Source organism: Paenibacillus hexagrammi, assembly GCF_021513275.1.
Classification (GTDB): Bacteria; Bacillota; Bacilli; order Paenibacillales; family NBRC-103111; genus Paenibacillus_E; species Paenibacillus_E hexagrammi.
The window spans coordinates 715954-739755 of record NZ_CP090978.1 but is presented as its reverse complement, the minus strand read 5'-3'; the positions used below and the strand labels follow the sequence as shown (position 1 = coordinate 739755).

Genomic DNA, 23802 nt, shown 5'->3' with positions numbered 1-23802 from the left:
CAACTCTATTCTTTTAAACTTATTATATAAACTTAAAGTCGTTTACTTGAAAACTCTATTTAGCTTCATTTTAAAGAAAGTTTTTATTAATCGATTTCCCCACTTAGAATTAGCCATCCTCATTAATTCATATTTAACTGCGTGTTCACTCTGAACAGGCCCTATGTGTGCCTGACCTGTTGAATATTCAACGGAGGGATGATCAAATGTTGGATTATTCCATAAGTACCCAGGGCCATTAGCCACTAAAAGGTTATAGATCTCAAGCCCAAATTTTTCATATAATTTGGGATGATGTGACGATAATTGATCTAATAGATAAGTCACCATATCTCGATTAAACTGTCTAGACATTGATTCCGGTCTTACTCGATATTGTACAAGTGCTTCTGGTATACTAATCCCAGAGTAACCATTCTCACACATAGTTACCCATCCCTCAAAGTCTTCTAAACCATACTCCATAATAATACGATTTCTGCCAAAATTTAAAAAATCTTCTCTTCTGACAACAACAAATGCAGTTAACATGTTCATACCAAGAAGATATGGAAATTCCGTATTAAAAGTAGGCCAGATTCCCGTCCTTGCTCCAAAGAATTCAACCCAACTATAAACAAATGATATGTTTGAATACGTTTCTAATAAATCCACTGCTTTAGTGTAAAAGTCGGGATCTACAAGATCATCTGCATCCAAGAAAGCAATAAACTCACCGAGAGCATGTTCAGCTCCAATATTTCTAGCGTTAGCAAGACCAGCATTTTCAATATCTACAATTCTCACAACAGAATTCTTTCTATTTTTTATTTGATTTAATATGTCGATTGACTTTTCATCATTTGATCCATCGTTAACAATAATAATCTCAAAATTCGAATAGGATATCTTAAGTGCACTTTCTAACGTTTCTTCTATATAATCTGCCAAATTATAATAAGGAATAATTATTGATAATAGACCTTTTTTGCTATCTATAATTTTTGTTTTAGGGGATTTCTTGGGAATCGATTGACTAACTGGATATATCTTGTCTTTGGTTTTTTCCATCACTTGATTATAAAATGTAAGCCTATTATTATAATTATTATTAAGGTTACATAATCGATTTATTTGATTGTATCCATTTTGACCTAAAACCTGTAATTCCTTATTTTCCATTTTAAGTAAGTCTAAAATTTTAATTTGAAAATCATCTTTTTTATCCCAATCGAATATATATCCATTTTCTCCGTGATTCTCAACCATTTCTGATTGACCGCCACTTTGGGACACTATCACTGGGATGCCTGCACTCATCGCAATTATGCAGTTATAGGGATAGTTCTCGTACAATGATGGAATAATCGCAATTCTTGCACTTTTTATCTCATTATTTAATTGGTGAGGAGGAACCGTTGATTTAAATATCAACTTTTCACCCTTTATCCATCGCTCATATTTCTTTTTTAACCATTCTCCTAGCTTTACTCCTCTAGGATGAAAATATGTGTCCCCACCAAGTAAAGTCAGCTTATAATTATGACCTTGAAGCCAGAGCTTCTCCATTTCAGTAATTAACTGAACAACTCCTTTCCTATATTCACTTCTCCCCAAATATAAAATATCTGTCGTATGATTTTCATTTGGATTCCAAACAGGTTCATCTACTACATATGGTAGAGGAATTACAGTGATATCTTGCTGTGGAGCATAAGTTTGGATTTGACCTTTGAGAAATTGACTTTGGGTAACAACTGAATCCGCGGCATTGATACAAAACTTCTCCATTTGTCCAATCCAATAGGTTGGAAATTCATATCTAGGTAATTGATTAATTCTCGCCAGTTCAAAAGTAGGTGTATGCAGGTGCACTATTATTTTGGTATTATCTAACCTTTTATCCTTTAAATATTTCCTTTGCAATAAATAATAACCAATAGCATTATAATCCTGAACTTCAATAATGTCAGGTGCTTTGCCTTCTTTATCAATTAAATCTAGAGTTTCCTCTGCATATTGATATGCCAAAGCAGCCCAATATCCTAACCATTGATATTGGGCTCCTATCATATGTTGAAATCTTATTATTCTTAGATTATTTTTAGGGTACTCCATAGTATAACTATTCGAATCTCTTACAATTACTGTTACTTCATGATTTTGTTTGGCAAACATAAAAGCTACTTGCTCTATATACATGGAAATTCCACCACCAAAGTCAGGAGGAAATTCGCTTGTCAGATACCAAATTTTCATTTTAATTTCGTTCCCTTCTTATTGGCAAACAGAAGTTTGACTAGAGATTTCTTACTTTCGAGCAATTCTTTTAAACTCTTTAATTCAGCATCTTTTTGAAATAATTGCTCTTTTTCACTTTGCAACTGAATTTTCAACTCTTCAAGTTTACTATTTTTTTGGCTAAGTGCGTTTTCATGTTCTACTTTTAAATGGTTATGTTCAGAAACAATGAATTTCCACTCGTTCAAAATTCGGTTAGCTTCGTTATTTGAATCATTAATTTCATTTTGAAGAATTTCAATCTCATTTTTAAGCTGTTTGATATAATTTTTATTACTATCCCATTCTAAGATAAGACGGCTATTTTCTCCAGTTAACTTAGAGATATTCTCAGCATATGTTTCATTAATTTCTTTCATCTTATCCCATTCCAAAATAAGACGACTGTTTTCTCCATTTAATTCAGAAATATTCTCAGCATATGTTTCATTCATTTCTTTCAATTTATCCCATTCTCCAGCAAGCCTTTTAATTTCATGACTGAAATGGTAAGTACGTTCAATATTGGTGAGTAATAGTTGTTCGAGAATATTAATATTTCTTTGTTTCTTATCTTTTTTATAATGATGTTCAATTATACTTTTATAAAAATTAATTTGCTTTGAATAAATAGCGAATAATGCGAAGGATTGGGCTCTTTCTTGTGAGAGTACACTTAGTTCATTACGATAGTTTTCGTCGTTTATTATATATGTCAATTTACTATATAAATCATCAGCATCTCCGTTAGCAAAGGAAAGTCCGTAAGATCCGTTATCTATTACTTCCTGTAATGCTGTTTTGTCGCTTACTATTACGGGTGACCCCATTGTCATTGCTTCTACACACACATTTCCGAATCCCTCAAACCTTGATGGGAAAACACTTACATAAGCATGCTTATAAAACCATACTAACTCTTCTAGGGATAAAGGGTCTATCCATATAAAAAACTTTTGTAACTCATTTGGTATAATTTCCAGCAACTCATCTTTTATCATTCTGTTGCTTATAACATTTACAACATTTCTACCGATAATTACAAATTTAAAATTTGCCTTGTTAAGTTGTAGAAATTTCACAGCAGCTCTAACAAAAATATCTATTCCTTTGAGCACTTCTAATCTGCCAACAAACAAAACAAACTTATTTTCAATTATATCTGATATATTATTCTGTGCTATACAATCAGAAGGTAATTCGATCATGTTATAGACGACTTCGATATCTAGTCTGCCTAACCTTTTAGATATTGTGTCCTTCATAAAATTACTAATCGCATAAAGATATTCAACATTTTTTATCGCAAAATCTTCTTGTCGTGTTATTGAGTTCTCCACAGTATCGAGTTGATTAGCAACATTACACTCATAAGTTGGCGCATGAAGTTTGATTACAAAGGGTATATTTTTGAATTCATTTCTAGCGTTTTTATATATAATCGAGAAAAAGGATTCTCCAAAATAATCAGCAAATTCAACCAAGTCAATTGGATTGTCTTCATGAACTTGTTTTAATTTCAAATACGCACTGTAGGAGTATGCGTAATTAAAATCTTCAAATAAAGTGGATCCTTCCTCTACATCCACCCCATGTACACTGATGTTTGATTGCTTAGACTTTTTATTATAAGCATTCGCATTTTCTTTTGAAGTTATAATGATTACTCGATGGTTGTGCTCTACAAGTAATTTAGTTAAATTATGAATGTATACTCCGATCCCTGCTTTTTGGAAGGGATACAACTCCCGCGAGACCAAGCATATGTTCAAATTAATCTACATCCTTTAGATTGATAATTACATCAATAATCTTTTGATTTGCACTATACAAATCTACTTTCAAAAGAAATGCATCTCCATTGAAAATTTCTATCTTCCCACTCCAAGGATGAGATAAGCATTTCAACTTTAGATTCTTTCCAATAATCTCGAATTGAACTTCCGCACCAATTTGGCTTGCAATTAGGCAATTTCCTGTCGGGGCATTTTGGTCAGCTCTGGTCATCCAATTACTGTCTTTTTTTATTTTATTTAAATCAACTGCTGAAACAATGTCAGAAGAAACATGGTAAATCCACACTTCATTTCCATTTGACTTTATATTATTATCATTGCTTAATTTTATTGTTATTAATGATTTTTCATCTTTAATTGCATTACTAATCTTCATTTCCCCCTCATTAATGACTATCTCTAAATTTTGCACACTTTCATGTTTTTTGATGTACAGTTGATTTAAGTATTCCTGAGTATAATCCAACTCATTCTTAATTTGATTCACTTCGCCTTCAATTTGAAGTTGTTGAAGAAATTCATTAAAAATGATATTATTTCGCGACATTAAGATTGTTGCAAAATCACGGCAGATATAATCTTTAAATAGCCTAATACGCACAGTAGGATACGTATCAAAATCACTCACATACCATTCACTCTTGTGCTCTTCGTATTGGTTGCCGTATACATCACCTTGTTCCCAACTATCACCAATTGGAATATTAATCATGACATAATCCGAAGAATCTAGTGCGAACGCCAAAAGTTTATGTCCCTCGTCTTTATAGAAGTGCTCCAAAACATCTCCAAAAATGATCAAATTGTATTTATCCTGTGATGTCCTTAAAAAATCACTAGCGTCCATTTCCCAGATTTTTGTATAGAAAAAACGGTGATACTCATCAATATTTGCAGAAAATGCTTCAATTCCTTCAATCCTAGTCTCCCAAGATTCCCGACCTACACGCCCATTCCACACATCCAAAAATTCCCTACACAAAACTCCCCATCTTCCGAATCCTACCCCCACGTCTAGAATAACCTTAGGGCTTATTCTTCTAATGAGGTCTATACAGTACGAAACATTTTGCCAATTAGATGTTCCCATAGTTTGCTACCCCTCATTGAATTTCATACTTTATATCAAATTTTTGGTAGTACATATACCAAACTGGACGTTCGGGGTTATATGTACTTTTGAAAGTATAGGCTAAATCTACATGATCAAGGATAGTAAGGTCAGCAATACTCTTTGTATCGTTAATTGTTACTCCTATACTGAAAGTCATATCATGTTTAAGAAAGTTTGGTGCACTGAAGCACACCCTAAGCTTATCTCCTTCTTTAATCATCGGAAATACTAATTTCTCTTCAAAGGTAGTAAGCCCCGTTATGTCGATGCCATTTTTATCTCGGATTCGGATACAGCAGTTTAAATCATTTATATCTTTATACGACTCAAGGTAAATCTCAATATTCATTATTTCTCCGAACTCAAAATGATCAGCTTCTATTCCTTGTTCATTGGTCATCATTACCTTTTGAATACGTACATCACCAGTACCGTAACGATTATCATCAAAACTATTAGCAACACTTTCATCACTTTGATCATCTTTATCTATATTCGAATTAACAGTTTGAACATTCTGAGATGCGGTCTGATTCATCGTTATTATTTCTTCAGCCTCTGCTTTATATATCTTGGTTCTGATATCCATTAAGTACTTATCAGTAACAGTAATAGCATTACCATCGGCTTTTATTTTTCCATGCTCGAGATAAATACAACGACTACAAAGACTCTTCACAGCAAATGTATCATGACTGACAAAGATAACAGTGACACCTTTTTCAATTAGATCTCTCATTTTATTCATGCATTTATGCTGGAAGCCCATATCTCCGACTGATAAAGCTTCATCTACAATAAGCAAATCAGGATCTATATTTATAGCCACTGAAAAGGCTAACCTCGCATACATCCCACTTGAATAGGTTTTCACTGGTTGATTTATAAAATCCCCTAAATCAGCAAATTCGATAATTTCCTTTAGTCGTGATTGCATTTCTTTTTCGAAATTCCCATAATCATACCATACGAGAAAATGTTCTCAATACCGTTATACTCGGGATTAAAACCTGCCCCTAACTCCAATATCGCAGACACTCTTCCAAAAACTTGTACATTACCTTTGCTTGGCTGAACAATGCCTGTAATAATTTTAAGTAGTGTTGACTTTCCAGAGCCATTTTTACCGATAATACCGACGTTCTCACCTTTCGATATAGAAAAACTAATATCGTCAAGTGCACGAAATTCTCGATGGTAACTCTGTCTGCTGAAACTAAATGTTTCTTTTATCCGATCAATTGGTTTATTATATATTTTATAAATTTTTGAAACATTTCTCACTTCAATGATTTGGTTATTCATGTAACCCCCTGCTTACAACACGTCGGCGAAATGTGGTTTTAATTTCTTAAAGAGTAATCTTCCTAAAATCATTATAACAAATGTCAATATCCAGAAATATAAAGTATTCAATGGCCTTTCCCAAAACCATACATCATTAATTAAAGAATCCCTGTATCCTTGAACAATGTAATAAGCTGGGTTTAATTTAAATATAAAAATCCAGTTTGATGATAAGATTGTTTGATTCCATACAATAGGTGTTAACCAAAAGCCAAATTGAAGAACAATAGAAACCATTTGACCAATATCCTTTAAAAATGGAACCAACGCTGCTGTCAAATACGAAAATCCTAAAGCTAATACAAAAATACAAATGGAGTAGTACACTATTTGAAAGCTATGAATAGATAAAGGTAATTTAACGAAAATGCAGATACAAAATAACAATACTACAAAGAAAATATGAATAAATGTTGATACTAAGATTTTAATAACAGGTAAAATATTTATATTAAACATAACTTTCTTAACTATATAGGTGTACTCTACAACACTCGTTGTTCCGCCCATCACTGCTTCTGAAAAATAAAACCATGGTATTATTCCACATATAAACCATATTATAAAAGGCACATTTTCTACCGGGGTTGTCCTAAACCCAACTTGAAAAACAAACCAGTAAATTAATATCGTCATCATAGGCTGAACGAACGCCCAGGATGCGCCAAAAAAAGAACCTGCATATTTATTTTTAAAATCATTCAATGCTAAGTTAATTATTGTAACTCTATTTTGATACAACTCTTTAAATAAGTTCATTATTCCTCCAGGAATTTCAATACAGTAGTTTTATTAAATTTATTCAGGGTCATCATGTAAGTTAGCTTTTTAATTTAGCAGATTATCTTGTTGGAGCTGTTGCATTAAATAATTACCATATTGGGTTTTCAAGAGAGGTTTTGCTAGCTCTTGCATTTTTTCTATTCCAATCCATCCATTTCTGAAGGCAATTTCCTCGATACAAGCTATGTAGGTTCCTTGGCGCTTTTGAACTGCTGCTACAAAATTAGAAGCATCAAGCATAGAGTCATGTGTACCAGTATCCAACCATGCCATCCCTCGACCTAAAATTGTAACTTTCAAACCCCTTCTTCCAAATAAAGCCTATTCAAGTCCGTTATTTCCAGTTCCCCCCGTGAAGATTTTTCAAGACTCTTAGCTTTTTCAATCACTGTATTATCATAAAAGTATAAACCTGGAATTGCATAGTTAGATTTTGGAAGAGCAGGCTTTTCTTCAATTGAGATGACGTTACCTAATTTATCAAATTCAACTACTCCGTAAGCTTTTGGATCTTGAACATAATAACCAAAAATACAAGCACCCTTTTTCAATGAGCTGGATTCTTTCAATTGAGCTGTAAAACCATGCCCCCAGAAAATGTTATCTCCTAATACCATTGCTATTGGATCATTTCCAATAAACTCTTCACCTATAACAAACGCTTCTGCTAAACCGTTGGGTGCATGTTGAACTTGGTACTCAAATCTCATCCCAAGATCTGAGCCATTTCCTAGAAGCTCTTTAAAACCTCCAATATCTCGTTCTGTTGAAATAATAAGTATGTCTCTTATTCCAGCTAACATTAGAACTGATAAAGGATAATATATCATTGGTTTATCATAGATTGGTACCATTTGTTTTGATGTTGCTTTTGTAATTGGATATAACCTAGTACCAGATCCCCCTGCTAGTACAATACCTTTCATAATGAGACTCCTTATCATAAGTAAATTAATAATTACTGAAAATCTTTGATGTTTTGCTTTGAATTATTATATAAATAATATCCATTTGGAAACTCCCTACCAGTATGCTAAAATTAATCTCGAACTTTAGCGAAAGAAGGAGACAAACCTGTCATGAGTGCAAGTAAGAACACATACGCGGCATCGCGAGCAAAAGCGACCGGAACGATTTCAACGGATTCAAGCTCAATCATTTTCTGGATCTTAGCTTCCTTTACTGGTCTATTCCTCTTCTGGGCACCTTTCCAGAGAGCCCTGTTCAACGGAGGTTCGTACGATTTCGAACGTTCCATTTATTCAGCTTCTATCTGGTCTAGCACCATCCTTGTACTTGTTGGCATCTACGCAATTTTTCGTTTCAAGCTCCAGGAACAATCGGATTTACTTACAATCCTTGTTCTCCTATTGCCTTTGACATACATCGTCTCTTTGTCGAATGCAGCATCTCATTATTTGGCAATAAACAAAGTATATATCCAGTTGCTGTATGCAACCTTCTTCATTTTAGGTATATTTCTGACAAAAAACAAGCGTGGAACGTCGATTGCTGCCGGATTGCTGATGGTCTCCGGATATTTGGTAGTCATGTTCGGTCTCTTATATTGGTTAGGTAATGGAAACTTTGCAGGTCACCTAGTTGGATGGTTCGCTATAATGGATGCTGCCAACCCGTTAGTCTATAGAGACGCCATTATGACCGACGCCAACGGCTTACGATTAACTTCCGTCTTCCAATACGCTAATACATACGCAGCTTTCCTCATGGCGTTCATTCTTAGTGGGTTATTCTTCATTGTAAAATCTCGCAAATGGCTCTCCATTTTGCCACATGCATTACTTATGGTACCGATGATTGTATCTTTCTGGCTAACATTATCCCGCGGTGCGCTGGTCATTCTTCCAGTTGTTTTTCTTATCATTCTGTTTTTCCTGTCGTTTAGTAGACAAATTCTTTCACTTATTCAACTAGCTCTTGCGTTTGCCGCTTCTCTTCTTATTTTAGAAAAAATTACGGATATCGGAACTCAGCTGCAAACGAAACCCAGTGCCGCTTTATCGTGGAACGGTTGGTGGGTTTTGCTCTCGGCTTCCATAGTTTTCGCAGTGATCTCTATCGCTATTCAATTGTTCCTGGCTCCAGCACTCGAACGCTTTGCAGAACGTTTCAAAGAGCGTAGATGGTTGCAATTCGCTCTGCCGGTTGCAGCAATTGTACTAGGAATATTGGGAGCGATTCTTCTTTTTGGAGATACAGGTGTTAAGAATATCCTTCCAGAAAACGTGAAAACACGTATTGAAAATATTAATTTCCAGCAGCATTCCGTATTGGAACGTGGAACTTTTTACATGGATGCGATTAAGCTTTGGAAAGACTATCCGGTTATTGGAGCCGGCGGTGGAGCCTGGGCCGCCCTCTACGAGAAGTATCAAAACAATCCGTACACAAGCCGTCAGGCGCATAACTTTGCACTTCAATATTTAGTTGAAGCTGGTGCTCTTGGTTTTTTAGTATTCGTTCTGTTTGTTGTTGCAGTGTTTTATTTCTATATTCGCAGTTATGTGAGAAGCAATACAGAAGCTCGCGATCAACACTTTCTGTTTTTTATCATTACAGTTTCGCTGCTCGTCCACAGTATGATTGATTTTGATCTTAGTTATGTTTATATGGGGGCGGTGCTATTTTTGACACTAGGACTAATGGTCGTCAAGGACTCTTCCAAACCTCTCAGTATCAAGATTGGTGCTGTCCAAAAGGTATACCCTTCCGTTTTAATTGTTATCGCTGTAGTTGTATTCTACTTAACAGCTCAAAATGTTTCAGCCAACAGCTCCTACAATCAAGCTTTAGAAGTAGCCAAAACCAGCAAGGACTACAACACAATCGTAGCTCCGTTGGACAAGGCAATAAGTTTGCACCCAGCGCATCCGGATTATCTGTTAACCGGGCAGCTCAGCAGGATAGGTATTTTGCTCCAAGTATCCAATCAGTTGAAAACGCAGGATGCGAAAAAGAGTGATGAATTCTTTAACCAAGCTCAGAGTTTACTGGATCAACTAGCAGCCAAAGAACCTCACAACCGTATGGTTGTTCTTGAGCAAATATATATGTACCAGCAAAAAGGCAAGCAGCAAGAAGCTCTAGATCTAGCTCGTTCCCAAATATCTAATTACCCTTGGTATATTGATCTGTACGAGAAGACCGCTGCTCTAGACATTGAGATGTCCAATCAATTCAGAGAAAAGAAGGACTTGAATGAAACGAACAAGCTGATGAACGATGTCTTGAATACTTATAATGAAGTACTTCAGCGTGTAGAGTCCCTCAAAAATCTTCCTAAAGGACAATTGCAAGGCCGTGAATTCGCTGTAACTCCTGCCTTAGCAGTAAACGTAGGACAAGTGTACTTTATGCGTGGAGATTACGTAACAGCTGCTGACACGATGAAACCGCTCATCACTGATCAATTAGATGATCAAACGATGAGAGTACTTGTTCGTTGGTACTTGGCTGCACTGCAAAAGCAAGGGGTCTAACGACCAGGCTTTGTATGACAAGCTCATAGCAAAAGATCCTAATGAGAAACAAAATATTGAAACCATTAAACAAACTGATTTTTCGTTAAAATAATCACAACCGACAAGAAGCCCCTAGAGATCTCTCTAGGCGGCTTCTTTTTGCACTTCCCGACTACCGTCTAAACCGCGGATCCATACCGCAGAACTCATCTCGTTCCGAACAAGTGTACACATGCTGATACACCGGTACGCAGAAGTGTCTGTTCACGATTTCGATCGGGTGAACGACTTGCACCACTTGCGGGTGATAGTGATCTCTTACTACGCGTTGCGGACTTGTCATTATAGGATCAGTTGGCGGACATTCAACTTTGCCTTGGTTTCCGATTACTCCTTGATAAGCCATTCTCAAGATCAGCTCCTTCATTGGTTATACTTTACTATACGAATGACCATGGGTTGGAGCGTGTGCGTTTGCCTACTGGGCGAAAAAATCTTTGGGCATACAAGCAGGTACCATGAGTCACGACTTCGAGCCTTTGTATTAGAATCTGTCGCTTGTCTCACAGCCGAGATTGGCCTTGGCAGTGCTCATGTTCATGGATGCTTTCATGCCCGTACTCGTGACTGTGACTGTGATTGTGATTGTGATTGTGATTGTGAGCGTGCACGTGGCATATCTCGTGACTGCTGGTGAGTGTATTCGTGCTCGTAAATGTGGTCGTGCTCGTGGCCATAATCATCCTCGTGATCGTAGATCCTATCATGGTTTAATCTTAATGCAAGCCTTAAAAGCCAATCAACCGTCTTACACTCCGCTTAGCAGGACTCTGTTCACAAGACCGATTCTGTACGCGGACTAGCTATTTATCTTTGACAAGTAGGGAGTACTTCTACTTCTGCTTAGCACCCTCATACCGCTACCATACGACCTTCCAAGCACGCAAAAAGCCCCCGGCCCCGATCCATAAGGATCCGGAAGCCGGAGGCTTCTTTCGGCTGATGCCGAATTCGCTCACGCGAATTCTTACATCATGCCGCCCATTCCACCCATGCCGCCCATGTCTGGCATAGCTGGTTTGTCTTTTTCTGGCTTGTCAGCGATGACAGCCTCAGTTGTCAAGAACATAGCCGCTACGGAAGCTGCGTTTTGCAGCGCGGAGCGTGTTACTTTCGCAGGGTCTACGATACCTGCTTCGAACATGTTAACCCACTCGCCGGAAGCTGCGTTGTAGCCTACGCCGACTGGCTCGTTCTTCAGGCGCTCAACGATAACGGAGCCTTCTTGACCTGCGTTAGCAGCAATCGTGCGGATAGGCTCTTCCAGAGAGCGCAGGATGATGTTTACGCCTGTTTGCTCGTCGCCGGAAGCTGTTACAGCCGCAACTGCTTTATACACGTTTACAAGCGCTGTACCACCGCCAGAAACGATACCCTCTTCAACAGCTGCGCGAGTAGCGTTCAGAGCGTCTTCAATGCGAAGTTTGCGCTCTTTCAATTCGGTTTCAGTCGCTGCGCCAACTTTGATAACGGCTACGCCGCCGGAAAGTTTAGCCAGACGCTCTTGAAGTTTTTCTTTATCGAAATCGGAAGTTGTTTCTTCCAATTGTGCGCGGATTTGAGTTACACGAGCACCGATGTCTTTGCTATCGCCAGCGCCGTCAACGATGATGGTGTTTTCTTTGGTTACGCGAACTTGACGCGCGCTTCCCAGCTGATCAACAGTAGCAGATTTCAGATCCAATCCAAGCTCTTCTGTGATCACTTGGCCGCCAGTCAGAGCAGCGATGTCGCCCAGCATAGCTTTGCGGCGGTCGCCGAAGCCAGGAGCTTTAACGGATACGCAAGTGAATGTGCCGCGAAGTTTGTTAACAACGAGTGTAGCTTGTGCTTCGCCTTCAACGTCTTCTGCAATGATCAGAAGTTGTTTACCGGATTGAACCACTTTCTCCAGAACAGGCAGGATTTCCTGAATGTTGGAGATTTTTTTGTCAGTGATCAAGATAAACGGATTGTCGAGGACAGCTTCCATTTTATCTGTATCAGTAACCATGTAAGGGGAAGTGTAACCACGATCGAATTGCATACCTTCTACAACTTCAAGTTCGGTAACGAATCCTTTGGATTCTTCAACGGTGATAACGCCGTCTTTACCTACTTTTTCCATAGCCTCAGCGATCAATTGGCCCACTTCTTCGTCAGCAGCGGAGATGGATGCAACTTGAGCAATGGATTGTTTGCCTTCGATAGGCTTAGCAATGACTTGAAGCTCTTCTACAGCAGCTTTAACCGCTTTTTCGATACCTTTGCGGATAACCATTGGGTTCGCGCCTGCAGTTACGTTTTTCAGACCTTCGCGAATCATCGCTTGAGCCAGAACTGTTGCAGTTGTCGTACCGTCACCGGCTACATCGTTTGTTTTTGTTGCTACTTCTTTAACCAGTTGAGCACCCATGTTCTCGAATGCATCTTCCAGCTCGATTTCTTTTGCGATCGTAACACCGTCGTTTGTGATCAGCGGGCTGCCGAATTTTTTCTCAAGCACGACGTTGCGGCCTTTTGGACCCAGAGTTACTTTAACAGCATTTGCCAAAGCGTCAACCCCGCGAAGCATCGCGCGGCGTGCGTCTTCACTGAACTTAATATCTTTTGCCATGACTTAAATTGCCTCCTTATAGTTCACATGTATTCTTATCTTTCACACCCGAAGCGGTGTGGTACTTGTCACAACATACATACTCTGTATGTAAATGGGTAAAAATGTGGTTACGCGGCTCTATGACTGCTAAATTAGGCTAAAACAGCGAGGATGTCGCTTTCGCGCAAGATCAACAGTTCGCGGCCTTCGTATTTCACTTCAGTTCCAGCGTATTTGGAGAAAATAATGCGGTCGCCTTCTTGTACTTCAAGCGGAACACGCACGCCATCTTTCAATGCACCTGCGCCAACAGCTAAAACTTTTCCTTCTTGCGGCTTTTCTTTAGCTGAATCTGGCAGCACGATGCCGCTGGCAGTTGTCTCCTCTTTCGCAATGGCTTCAATGACTACGCGATCACCTAACGGTCTGATCATGGAAAAATAGCCTCCTTTAGAAAATGGGTATTGGTAAATTTTCTTTTATTAGCACTCGAATGTCTTTAGTGCTAACAACAATTCTTATGATAATCATTCCAGAAGCATTTTGCAAGTCCTTTTACACATTTTTCAAATGTTTGGGCACCCCCCTCATTCTATCCAAAACCTTTCCAATTATTCTTTGAAAAAGGAAATGAAAGTACGAGCGGCATCCAAGGCTTTCCCCACCCCCTCGGCATGGAAGCATCGATTACCATAGAAAAAAGCGACCTGCAACAACGCAGACCGCCTATGTATATTCCTACTAGTTCAACCGCTATTTAGCCCCATATTCCTTTTCCCATTCGGCATCCTTAAGCAGCTGTTTCCGATAAATGACCCGAGATAGTAACACACTGATTTCGTACAAAAGGATAAGCGGCACGGACACTAATATGGCTGATATCGCATCCGGAGGCGTAATGACCGTAGACAGAATGACAAGCAGCATATAGGCATAGCGCCTGAACTTATGCAATCTTGTTGGATTCAGTAATCGGATTTTGGTCAAAAACATCACGACAATCGGCAGTTCAAACAGCAGCGCCAGCGGCAAAATGATGTTGAACATAAAAGCGAAGTACTGCGCCACTCCGTACAGTTCGTTGATTTCCAGGCTTTTGCTGATGGATGAGGTAAAGTAAAAGGCCATCGGAAACACGACGAAATAACCGAACGAAATCCCCACCAAAAATAGAAGGAAAGCTGCCGGAATATAAATGATCGAAGCTCTCTGCTCGACGTCTCTGAGACCCGGCTTTACAAAAGCCCAAATATGGTACAGCGCTACCGGAAGGGTAAATAAAATCCCTACGGCAAGGCCGAAGTTCATATACAGGCGAAGTGCATCCCAAGGGAAAAAATGTTCCACGCGATCCCATTTGCAGGGGGAATCTCTTTAAGAAATAGGATAATCGGCTTGGCGCATATCAGCCCCGCAACCATTCCGATCACCAGCACAATCAATATCCACATAATGCGCTTGCGAAGCTCGGTTAAATGCTCAACCAGCGACATTTCTTCGTTTGTTGACATGTTTCACCAACCTAATCTTGTGAAGTGCAGCGATCTCCTCGTCCACACTTTCATTAAAAGTTCTCGAAGCCTAATCCGGCAGCCGCTTCGGATTACGTGACGGCCCGGACGTGTCCTTGACCACGGGATCAGGGCGCAGGTTTTGAACAGTCAGCTCCGGGGTGCCCTGTAAAGACTCCGTGTCTGAATGAGAGCTTACCTGAGTTGACCCAGCAGCCGCAGCTTGACTAGGACCATGGACAGAGGCCTGCAAGTGTCTATCTGATGCCAAAGGCTGCACGGTCACATGTGTTAACTGAGAAGCGCTGTGTCCGCTACCGTGTGCCTCCACCTGCTGCACAGTTCCTACCGATTGGCCCGATGCAGCCAGAAGTTCGGCTGTTTCCGTTGCCACGGATACGCCTAATGGGTCAGCTGCTGTCCGCTCCGCAGCCTCACTCGGCGCAGTTTCTTGCTTCCGCTCAGCTCCCGCATGCTTGGCAACCCCTCGCTCATCCGCAGCCTCACGTTGCTCACCTCCCGCACTAGCCCCGGTTCCCTGCTCTCGCTCCGTTGTCACCGGCTGTGCAGTTTCCTGCTTTCGCTCAGCTGCCGCCGGCTTTGCAGCAGCTTCAGGCTCGACGCTCAGCAGCTCGCGCGCGCCTTTCTTAAACTCATGGATCGTCCGCCCCAAGGCGCGACCGAATTCCGGCAGCTTCTGCGGGCCAAAGAGCAGCAGCCCCACAATCGCAATCAGCAGAATCTCGGTAAATCCGATATTTTGAAACAAAGGCTCTCAACTCCCTTCGATTCCGAACAAACAGCCATACTAACATTGATAAAAGCCGCCGTACCCCATCTCCGTAATGTCCTGGCGTACGATTTCCTCGCCTGCGCAAATCCGCGGCAGCAGGACGTCAAAGGAGGTGTACGGGTCGTGCATGACGCAGCCCGGCAGTCCCATGACCGGCAGATCGCCTAGATAGGCAATCATCAGCATCGAGCCCGGCAGCATCGGCGTGCCGTAGCTGACAATCCGCGCCCCGGCTGCTTTGATCGCGCCGGGGGTGCGGTCGTCGGGGTCCACGGACATGCCGCCCGTGACCAGAATCAGATCCACGCCCTCTGCCTGGAAGGCGTGGATCTCCCGAACAATCGCTTCGCTGTCATCCGACACGAAGCGTTGGTCTACGACATGGGAGCCGAGCGCGGCGACCTTCTCCTTCACCACCGGGCCGAATTTATCCTGAATTCGGCCCTTGAACACTTCGCTGCCGGTGGTGATGACACCGACGCGCAGCTCCTTCAGCGGCTTGACTTCGACCAAAGCCGCTCCTTCTGCACGCAGCTCAGCCGCGATGCGCTCAACTTCTATGATCTTGGCTTCGTCCACGATCAAGGGAATGACCCGGGTGCCGACTAGCGAAGCGCCCGGCTTCACAACAACATTCGTCATGACGGTTGACATGACGATTTGATCCATCGCGTTCACGCGATCGATAAACGTTCGGTTGATCTTGACGAGTCCATGAATCGCCGATTTGACATTCACCTTGCCCTCGTGCGGCTCCGTCAGCGTCACGTTATCTCCCTGTATCGCCCGCGCCATGCGCAGTGCGGCCTCGTCCTCATGGAGATAGCCTTCTTTCAACTCCATGACATAGATATGTTCCTTACCGATGCTAAGCAGCGCAGGAATGTCCGCCTCACTGATCTGATGTCCTTTGCGAAAGAGACATCCCTTGAACTCACCTGGCAAAATCTGCGTCAGATCGTGAGGCAGAATCATACCTACGGCATCCTCCACCTTCACTTCCCGCAGCATACCTTCATTTTCTATGCCCATTACCCATGGTCACCTTCTTTGCCCGTCAAAATGCCCAGCGCATGGGGCAGCTGCTCAATGATCGCCATGAGGTTTTCTTGAACCCCTTTGGGACTACCGGGCAAATTGATAATCAGCGTCCGCCCGCGAATGCCCGATACAGCCCGGGAGAGCATGGCTTTCGGCGTTTTTTGCATGGATATCATGCGCATGGCCTCCGCAAATCCCGGAGCCACCCGATCGATGACATTGAGCGTTGCTTCCGGCGTTACATCTCGGGGGGCGAGCCCCGTGCCACCGGTTGTCAGGATCAAATCAGCCTGATAGTAATCCGTCATTTCGATGAGTGAAGCCATGATTTCGTCCATCTCATCCGGCACGACCCGGTATTCAATGATTTCCCCTTGAATCTCTTCCTCCACCAGCTCGCGAATCACCTGTGCGCTAGTATCTTCTCGTTCTCCTCGGTAACCGCGATCACTGGCCGTCAAAATCGCAACCTTCCAGCTCATCCATGTCACCTCTCCCTAATTATCGATCACTGCGATGAAAATCCCCGTTCTTTCCTCCGGTTTTGCTGATGAGCATCGTGGATCTGATCTCCATATCTTTTTGTACAGCCTTGCACATATCGTACACAGTCAGAGCGGCCGCAGAAACCGCAGTCAACGCCTCCATCTCCACTCCGGTCTGTCCGGTCGTACGCACAGTAGCTTCTATGTATAACTCATCCGCGCCGTTATCGCTGAAAGCAATATCAATACCAGTAAGCGGAATAGGATGGCACATCGGAATCCATTCGGACGTCTTCTTGGCAGCCATGATACCGGCTACTTGAGCGACAGCGAGTACATCGCCTTTTTTCAACTTGCCCTGCTTGATTAATTCCAGCGTTTCGGGGTTCATCTTTAGAGTTGAACGCGCTGCAGCTGTGCGCTTCGTCTCTGCTTTGTCGGAGACATCCACCATCCGCGCCCGTCCTTGTTCGTTAAAATGAGTCAAATTCGAGGACTCGCTCAAGCGCACTCACCTCTTTTATTTATATAATTCCTTCGATTCCGTTACGATCCCGTCTACACGAAAATCATGCCATGAAGAAGGCACTTGAGGAATCAATTGAATATCAAAAGCTGCTGCAATCGCAGGCGGCCTAGGCAGCCCTTGTGCGGCAAACAGCTGCATAAACCGGTCATAGTAGCCTCCGCCGTAGCCTAACCGTCCAAATTCGGTATCAAAAGCAAGCCCCGGCACCAAAATCATCGAGACCGCCGCAAGATTACGCTCAACCGGAGAATCTTTATACGGCTCCCGAATATGGTAGGAACCCGTTTCCAAATCGTTCTCGCTCTGCACGATATGCAGATCCATCGTCTTCGTATCTGGCACGACTCGCGGCAGCAGCGTCCGAATCCCTTGACTCCAGCACCATCTCATAAGCGGAGTGACATCCGGCTCAGAACGAAACGGCATATAAGTAAGCAGGCTTGGAGCTGCACTTTCGGCAGCCTGTCCCGATGCGAGAAGCTTGTCCGTGCATATCCGTATCAGCCGCTCATTGATTCTTTGTTCCTTTTCTATACGTTCTTCAGCGTTAATGGAAGCCCGTTTTTCCTCCATCACCTTACGCAGCTCTATTTTTCGCTCACGGATGTTCATTCATGATCAGCCCTTCCCTAGCGAGGAGTGGTTTCCCTCATTTTAACATAAACATGAAAAAAAACTACACTCGTGCGCTAGCCCCTCATCCAAATCGCCTTACAGATGCATCATCAGCACCATGAGTCCAAGCTATATCCTAACGGGATCCGGCAGCAAATGAGTGTGAATATAACGATTTGTCAACAGAGGTGCCCTTACAAGTCGGCGGTTCTGATACCTTTACCCTCTATCTTGCCCCTAAGTGGCATTCCGCATGAAATCAACGCTTAAGCAAATCCAATCAACGTTATCCAAAGGAATGGTGTATACTAGTGAATTGATGGGTTTAATTATGAAAGCAGGAGGCACAACCGGCATGCTATTGCAAGTTTCAAGCTTATCCAAAAGCTACGGCGTCAGATCCGTACTTTCCAATATAACACTTCAAATTGAGAATAAAGAACGAATTGGGCTCGTCGGTGTCAACGGGGCGGGCAAATCGACGCTTCTGCAAATCATTAACGGCGATCTTTCCTATGATAGCGGCGACATTTTCAAAGCAAAAGAGACAAAAATCGGCTATCTCCGTCAAAACAGCGGGCTGAATACGGACAAATCGATCTGGGACGAGCTGCTCAGCGTTTTCTCCGGTCTCCTGGAGACAGAAAAAGAAATTCGTGAGCTCGAAGCGGCTATGGCTGACCCGAAGCTGATTGAAGACGAAAAAAAATATGAGACCACGATGAACCGCTACGCGCAGAAGTCCGAATGGTTTAAGGAGCAGGGCGGATACGAAATTGAGGCCAAGATTCGCGGCATTTTGCACGGAATGGGCTTTGGGCTGTTTCCACCCGAAACAAAAGTAGATACTTTAAGCGGTGGACAAAAGACCCGTCTGGCTCTAGCTAAAATGCTGCTGGAAGAACCCGATCTGCTTATGCTTGATGAGCCAACCAACCATTTGGACATCGCCACACTGACTTGGCTGGAAGGCTACCTGCGGGGATATCCCGGCGCTATACTTGTCGTATCCCATGACCGCTATTTCTTGGATGCGCTGGTCACCTCGATTTATGAAATCGAGCGGCACAATTCCAAGCGATACACGGGCAATTACACCCGCTATATTGAGATCAAGGAAGCCGATTACGAGATTCAGATGAAGCATTACGAGAAACAGCAGGATGAGATCGCCAAGCTCGAGGATTTCGTACAGCGTAACATCGTCAGAGCTTCCACCACTAAGAGGGCGCAAAGCCGCCGAAAAGCACTTGAGAAAATGGAGCGGATGGACAAGCCGTTAGGAGACTTGAAGAAAGCTTCCTTCTCTTTCGAAATCGAACAGAGCTCAGGCAAGGAAGTGCTGCTGGTTGATCAAATCGCACTGTCCTATGATGGTAAAAAGCGGCTTGTCGAGGATGTCACCTTCCACCTGCGCCGGGGAGAAACAGCTGCGCTGATCGGTCCGAACGGGATCGGTAAATCAACACTGCTGAAAACACTGATCGGGCAGCATGTTCAGGATCTGGGAACCTATAAATGGGGAGCGAATGTAACCATCGGGTACTACGATCAGGAACAGACTGGGCTCAATCCCGCAAACTCCGTGCTTGACGAGCTTTGGAATGCTTATCCCCATCTGGAAGAGGCACGCATTCGAACTGTGCTTGGCAGCTTTTTGTTCAGCGGAGAAGATGTTTTTAAAAAAGTATCCTCTCTAAGCGGCGGAGAGAAGGCTCGCGTAGCACTGGCCAAGCTCATGCTGCAAAAAGCCAACGTCCTCATTCTTGATGAGCCGACGAACCATCTGGACTTGTACAGTAAAGAGGTGCTGGAAGCGGCTTTAGTCGATTACGAGGGAACTTTGCTTTTTATTTCTCATGACCGATATTTCCTTAATAAAATGGCTGAGAGCATGCTGGAACTGAGCAGCTCCGGTGTGACCTCCTACCTGGGGAACTATGATGACTATGTAGAAAAGAAAGCCGAGCTGGCGGAAATGGAAGCCAAGCGTCTGGCTAAGGAAGCGGAGAAAAAGCAAGCCGCTGCAACTGCAGCCGCAAGTACGGCTCCATCAACTGGCAGCTATGAAGCGGATAAGCAGGCCAAGCGCGAAGAGCGCAACCGCCAGCGTAAAATTGAACAGCTTGAGAAGGATATCGCCCGCTTGGAAGAGGAGATAACAGCCCTCGAGACCGAGCTGGCCGACCCAGAAGTGTATAACAACTATGTGCTTGTTCAAGAGAAGACTTCCCTCTCGGAGCAAAAGAAAGCCGAGCTCGCCGCTTACTACGAGGAGTGGGAGACGCTGCTCTCCTAGACAGCAGTTTGCATGTGCATTTCCGGCTTCGTTAGGGCTGGCTGTAGCAGTGTTCCAACTGTGCTCGATGATCCACACTTTGCGCTACGCTTCTCCGAAAACTGCAAAGCCCTATATTTACCTTGATCAACACTCTGACCCGTACGGTTTGTACGGGTCTTTTTTGCGTCCACTACTGGTCAGGTTGTCGCAGGAATTAGCTTGTGGATAGATCGCACATAGACTGGTTATGGCCAAGTAAGAAATGGTAAAGAGAGCCGGCTTAAAGAGCGAAGATGATTTATTTAACCAACGGTTCAATAAATGTCGAACGCTAAACAGAAACAGCTTGTGGACAACCTCAACGAAGCGGATTGTTACCCACAGGACATCTTGCGTTAGTGTCGACTCCTGTCCTTTAGTCCCACAATTCACTGTCACATTTTCGTGCATTTTGCAGAGTGTTTGTCTCTATACACAGCCCTTATTCGCTGAAAATACAGACTATTCACTTATTCACAACATTATCCACAAACAAAAAAGAGGCACAAATCGCCTCCATTACAGGGTTTTTTAAAGTACTTCACACTTTTATCCACATTATCCACAAAAATATGTGCAAAAGTTATTCCAAAATGCTAATTTCTCAAACCCTTGTCACATCTGCACTTCACGATGTTATACACATTATCCACAGGGCATGTGGATAATGTTACCCACATGCCCTGTGCATATAAATTTAGGCGGAGGTCGCCTCGGATGGCGCTTTATTTTGCATGCGCACCGCTTGATTACAGGCAGCAACGAATGCTTTGGCAACCGACATCAAGATGTCCTGGTCCATGCCTGTATTCTTGAAGGATTCGCCTCCGATGACCAGCGTCACCTCTGCTTCGCCAGTCGCCTTCTCACCAGTGGACAGCGAATGCAGCTCCAGATCGGAGAACTCCACAGCCATCGGCATCGCTTGTCTCAGGCTTTGCACGATCGCCTCGACCGGTCCTTCGCCAACAGCCGCATACATATGCTCCTCACCGGTCTGATTGTTGCGAATGGCGACCTTCGCCGAATGAGAGCGTTCTTTGCCGCCGCTGCTAGCTACTTGAAGCTGGGTTAAGGTAAATGCTTCAACATGACCCTCAACCGCAGCTCCTACCAGCTCCATCAATTGATCGTCGGTCACAATCTTCTGAGCATCGGCCTTCTCTTTGAAACGAGTGTACAGCGTATCCAGCTCTTCCGACGTCATTTGTACACCGAATTGGCCTACACGATGCTTCAGAGCATGACGTCCGGAGTGCTTGCCCAGAATGATCATGGAACGCGGGATACCAAGCTTCTCGGGATCCATGATTTCATAGGTGCTGCGGTTTTTCAGCAGGCCGTCCTGATGAATGCCGGCTTCGTGCTGGAACGCATTTCTGCCCACAATCGGCTTGTTATACGCGATAGGAAAGCCCATGATGCGGCTCACCATCTTGGAGGTGTTGAAGACCTCGCTTGTCACAATGCCGGTTTCTACCCCCATCGTCTGTTTGCGCGTTTCAATCGCCATGACCAGTTCTTCCAGCGAACAGTTGCCGGCGCGCTCCCCAACACCGTTGACTGTCACTTCTACATGCGTAACACCTGCTGAGATCGCAGCCAGACTGTTTGCCACGGCAAGCCCCAGATCGTTATGACAGTGGGCACTGTATTCAACCCTATCTCCGCCTCGAACACCGGCGCGGACCCGGCGGAACATATTGCCGTACTCCTCAGGCAGGGCATAACCAACGGTATCCGGAATATTCAGGATCGTCGCTCCTTCCTCAATCACAGCTTCCAATACCTCGAAAAGGAATTCATCGCCAGTTCGAGTGGCATCCATGGGCGAGAACTCGATGCGATCCACGAACTGCTTCGCATAAGCAACCATGGAGCGAGCCATCTCTACGACCTGCTGGCGGGATTTCCGAAGCTGAAAATCCAGGTGAATATCCGACGATGATAAGAACATGTGAATCCGCCGCATGCCTGCATCTTGCGTAGCCTTGACAGCTGCGTCGATATCTTCCTTCACCGCGCGGCCAAAGCCGCAAATTTCAATTTGCTGCAGCTCCCGTGAGATTTGCTGCACAGCATGAAAGTCGCCTGGACTTGAAATCGGGAAGCCTGGTTCAATCGTGTCTACGCCCATGCTGGCCAATTGCCGGGCAATGCGAATTTTTTCCTCCGGATACAGAGATGCTCCTGGAGCCTGCTCGCCGTCTCTCAAAGTCGTATCAAAAATACGAATGCGTCGTTTGTTAATTTCCATAGTTCATAACCTCCGTAAATTTTGGATTTTCGTTGTATATAGAATCTGTCACTTATAGGTTTATCAACATGTATCCTGCTGTAGTATGGATGTGGTCATTCCAGAAGTGATTTATGTCAGTTAGGGTCCGGTCGCACTGCAGTTGCGCCCAGCCTTATACCTCACGTCCTCTTCTTTCATGTTCGTCCTCACATGTGTCCCTGCTCAACTAACTCGAAGTTTATCACGGCTATACCCACTATAAAATGTGGAAATAAGATAAGCCTCTATCGTGGTCTTCTTATGCGATACAAAAAAGACCTGCCGTCTCTTAAACTAAAGAGACGACAGGTCTTTTTACCCGCGCGGTACCACTCTTGTTGACTTCGCTTCTGGAAGTCCACCTCAGATACGACGATCGCGCTATAATAAGCATGCCGTCGCATCACCTGATCACGGGGGTCAACCGTTCATGCCTAGCAGCCACTCTGGATGAGGGCTGTTCAACCTGACCGCTTCCAAGCGAGTTCAGAGTGTCGTCGGTCTGCGTCGCATCAACCCGCAGCTTTCTGTACCTTTGACTGTTACTCTTACTACTCTTGTTCATTGCGTTTGGTATATGGGGTATTCGGTTTGTTGGATGAAAGGGATGTGAGTCCGCCCGCTTCAAGCTGTTGGCAGTGCTAGCCATGCATGGATAAACGGCTTTGATCAAGCAGGATTCGCTCCGAATTTCAACGTTTATCAATGCTGCTGACCAACAAAAAAAGCCTGCCATCTCTGTAAAAAGAGACGACAGGCTGTTGCCTTCCGCGGTACCACTCTTGTTGTTCCGGAATACCGGAACCACTCA

At 43.2% G+C, this 23802-nt stretch carries 17 protein-coding genes, 2 pseudogenes and 2 other annotated features (1 of these 21 only partly in view); of the genes and pseudogenes, 2 read left to right on the top strand and 17 right to left on the bottom strand.

From position 1 onward, the window contains the following. Positions 1-42: 42 nt before the first annotated feature. From L0M14_RS03310 to rfbA, 7 genes and pseudogenes are all read right to left on the bottom strand, one after another. A complete protein-coding gene (locus tag L0M14_RS03310; protein ID WP_235120798.1) occupies positions 43-2238 on the bottom strand; it encodes a glycosyltransferase in 2196 nt (731 codons plus the stop codon). After that, positions 2235-4031 carry a glycosyltransferase family 4 protein gene (locus tag L0M14_RS03305; protein WP_235120797.1) on the bottom strand — a complete coding sequence of 599 codons (1797 nt, stop codon included), beginning with the start codon at positions 4029-4031 and terminating at the stop codon, positions 2235-2237. The genes L0M14_RS03310 and L0M14_RS03305 overlap by 4 nt, the downstream gene beginning before the upstream one ends. Before the next feature lies 1 nt (position 4032). Beyond that, entirely contained in the window at positions 4033-5145 is a 1113-nt protein-coding gene (locus tag L0M14_RS03300; protein WP_235120795.1) for a class I SAM-dependent methyltransferase, read from the bottom strand. Positions 5146-5158: 13 nt separating this feature from the next. Next, on the bottom strand, positions 5159-6106 hold the full coding sequence (locus L0M14_RS03295) for an ABC transporter ATP-binding protein (protein ID WP_235120793.1): 948 nt from the start codon (positions 6104-6106) through the stop codon (positions 5159-5161). Next, complete coding sequence (locus L0M14_RS03290) at positions 6091-6474, bottom strand: ABC transporter ATP-binding protein (protein ID WP_235120791.1); 384 nt, start codon at positions 6472-6474, stop codon at positions 6091-6093. Before L0M14_RS03290 ends, L0M14_RS03295 begins: the two co-directional genes overlap by 16 nt. Positions 6475-6486: 12 nt before the next feature. After that, positions 6487-7275, bottom strand: coding sequence for an ABC transporter permease (locus L0M14_RS03285; RefSeq protein WP_235120789.1), 789 nt, complete (start codon positions 7273-7275; stop codon positions 6487-6489). A gap of 69 nt (positions 7276-7344) precedes the next feature. After that, positions 7345-8225, bottom strand: a pseudogene (rfbA, locus tag L0M14_RS03280) (glucose-1-phosphate thymidylyltransferase RfbA). Between the two features lie 153 nt (positions 8226-8378). Here rfbA and L0M14_RS03275 point away from each other — a divergent pair. Further along, positions 8379-10799 (top strand): O-antigen ligase family protein, encoded by a 2421-nt coding sequence (locus L0M14_RS03275; RefSeq protein ID WP_235120787.1) that lies wholly within the window; start codon positions 8379-8381, stop codon positions 10797-10799. Between the two features lie 154 nt (positions 10800-10953). On the opposite strand, the gene L0M14_RS03270 is transcribed toward L0M14_RS03275, so the two are convergent. The 9 genes and pseudogenes from L0M14_RS03270 to L0M14_RS03230 form a co-directional block, all read right to left on the bottom strand. After that, on the bottom strand, positions 10954-11187 hold the full coding sequence (locus tag L0M14_RS03270) for a hypothetical protein (RefSeq protein ID WP_235120785.1): 234 nt from the start codon (positions 11185-11187) through the stop codon (positions 10954-10956). A 621-nt stretch (positions 11188-11808) separates the two neighbouring features. Continuing rightward, positions 11809-13437, bottom strand: a complete 1629-nt coding sequence (groL, locus tag L0M14_RS03265; protein WP_235120783.1) for a chaperonin GroEL — start codon at positions 13435-13437, stop codon at positions 11809-11811. Between the two features lie 134 nt (positions 13438-13571). Next, positions 13572-13853 (bottom strand): co-chaperone GroES, encoded by a 282-nt coding sequence (gene groES, locus L0M14_RS03260; protein ID WP_235120781.1) that lies wholly within the window; start codon positions 13851-13853, stop codon positions 13572-13574. A gap of 319 nt (positions 13854-14172) precedes the next feature. Further along, positions 14173-14930, bottom strand: a pseudogene (gene tatC / locus L0M14_RS03255) (twin-arginine translocase subunit TatC). Positions 14931-15000: 70 nt separating this feature from the next. Then, positions 15001-15699: a twin-arginine translocase TatA/TatE family subunit gene (locus L0M14_RS31360; protein ID WP_311198822.1), complete on the bottom strand. Its 699-nt coding sequence runs from the start codon at positions 15697-15699 to the stop codon at positions 15001-15003. A gap of 39 nt (positions 15700-15738) precedes the next feature. After that, complete coding sequence (locus tag L0M14_RS03245) at positions 15739-16749, bottom strand: molybdopterin-binding protein (RefSeq protein WP_405031032.1); 1011 nt, start codon at positions 16747-16749, stop codon at positions 15739-15741. A gap of 5 nt (positions 16750-16754) precedes the next feature. Then, positions 16755-17246, bottom strand: coding sequence for a molybdopterin adenylyltransferase (mog, locus tag L0M14_RS03240; RefSeq protein WP_235120777.1), 492 nt, complete (start codon positions 17244-17246; stop codon positions 16755-16757). Between the two features lie 19 nt (positions 17247-17265). Beyond that, positions 17266-17703, bottom strand: coding sequence for a cyclic pyranopterin monophosphate synthase MoaC (gene moaC / locus L0M14_RS03235; protein WP_235122796.1), 438 nt, complete (start codon positions 17701-17703; stop codon positions 17266-17268). A 66-nt stretch (positions 17704-17769) separates the two neighbouring features. Next, the gene (locus tag L0M14_RS03230; protein ID WP_235120776.1) at positions 17770-18390 is read right to left on the bottom strand and encodes a 5-formyltetrahydrofolate cyclo-ligase; all 621 of its coding nucleotides are present in this window, start codon (positions 18388-18390) and stop codon (positions 17770-17772) included. Between the two features lie 358 nt (positions 18391-18748). Here L0M14_RS03230 and abc-f point away from each other — a divergent pair, with 358 nt between their 5' ends. After that, positions 18749-20692 carry a ribosomal protection-like ABC-F family protein gene (gene abc-f / locus L0M14_RS03225; RefSeq protein ID WP_235122795.1) on the top strand — a complete coding sequence of 648 codons (1944 nt, stop codon included), beginning with the start codon at positions 18749-18751 and terminating at the stop codon, positions 20690-20692. 718 nt (positions 20693-21410) lie between these two features. Here the strand turns inward: abc-f and L0M14_RS03220 are convergent. Continuing rightward, entirely contained in the window at positions 21411-22970 is a 1560-nt protein-coding gene (locus L0M14_RS03220) for a 2-isopropylmalate synthase (protein ID WP_235120774.1), read from the bottom strand. Positions 22971-23286: 316 nt separating this feature from the next. Continuing rightward, positions 23287-23565 (bottom strand) — a binding site (T-box leader). A gap of 169 nt (positions 23566-23734) precedes the next feature. Next, positions 23735-23802: a binding site (T-box leader), on the bottom strand; it runs 174 nt beyond the window's last position.

What these genes read in the sequence shown, in the direction of transcription:
- moaC (WP_235122796.1), bottom strand. Translation starts at nt 17,703, where the DNA reads ATGGTGGATGTCTCCGACAAAGCAGAGACGAAGCGCACAGCTGCAGCG.
- abc-f (WP_235122795.1), top strand. Translation starts at nt 18,749, where the DNA reads ATGCTATTGCAAGTTTCAAGCTTATCCAAAAGCTACGGCGTCAGATCC.
- groES (WP_235120781.1), bottom strand. Translation starts at nt 13,853, where the DNA reads ATGATCAGACCGTTAGGTGATCGCGTAGTCATTGAAGCCATTGCGAAA.
- groL (WP_235120783.1), bottom strand. Translation starts at nt 13,437, where the DNA reads ATGGCAAAAGATATTAAGTTCAGTGAAGACGCACGCCGCGCGATGCTT.
- L0M14_RS03310 (WP_235120798.1), bottom strand. Translation starts at nt 2,238, where the DNA reads ATGAAAATTTGGTATCTGACAAGCGAATTTCCTCCTGACTTTGGTGGT.
- L0M14_RS03275 (WP_235120787.1), top strand. Translation starts at nt 8,379, where the DNA reads ATGAGTGCAAGTAAGAACACATACGCGGCATCGCGAGCAAAAGCGACC.
- L0M14_RS03300 (WP_235120795.1), bottom strand. Translation starts at nt 5,145, where the DNA reads ATGGGAACATCTAATTGGCAAAATGTTTCGTACTGTATAGACCTCATT.
- L0M14_RS03290 (WP_235120791.1), bottom strand. Translation starts at nt 6,474, where the DNA reads ATGAATAACCAAATCATTGAAGTGAGAAATGTTTCAAAAATTTATAAA.
- L0M14_RS03270 (WP_235120785.1), bottom strand. Translation starts at nt 11,187, where the DNA reads ATGGCTTATCAAGGAGTAATCGGAAACCAAGGCAAAGTTGAATGTCCG.
- L0M14_RS03295 (WP_235120793.1), bottom strand. Translation starts at nt 6,106, where the DNA reads ATGCAATCACGACTAAAGGAAATTATCGAATTTGCTGATTTAGGGGAT.
- mog (WP_235120777.1), bottom strand. Translation starts at nt 17,246, where the DNA reads ATGAGCTGGAAGGTTGCGATTTTGACGGCCAGTGATCGCGGTTACCGA.
- L0M14_RS03230 (WP_235120776.1), bottom strand. Translation starts at nt 18,390, where the DNA reads ATGAACATCCGTGAGCGAAAAATAGAGCTGCGTAAGGTGATGGAGGAA.
- L0M14_RS03220 (WP_235120774.1), bottom strand. Translation starts at nt 22,970, where the DNA reads ATGGAAATTAACAAACGACGCATTCGTATTTTTGATACGACTTTGAGA.
- L0M14_RS03285 (WP_235120789.1), bottom strand. Translation starts at nt 7,275, where the DNA reads ATGAACTTATTTAAAGAGTTGTATCAAAATAGAGTTACAATAATTAAC.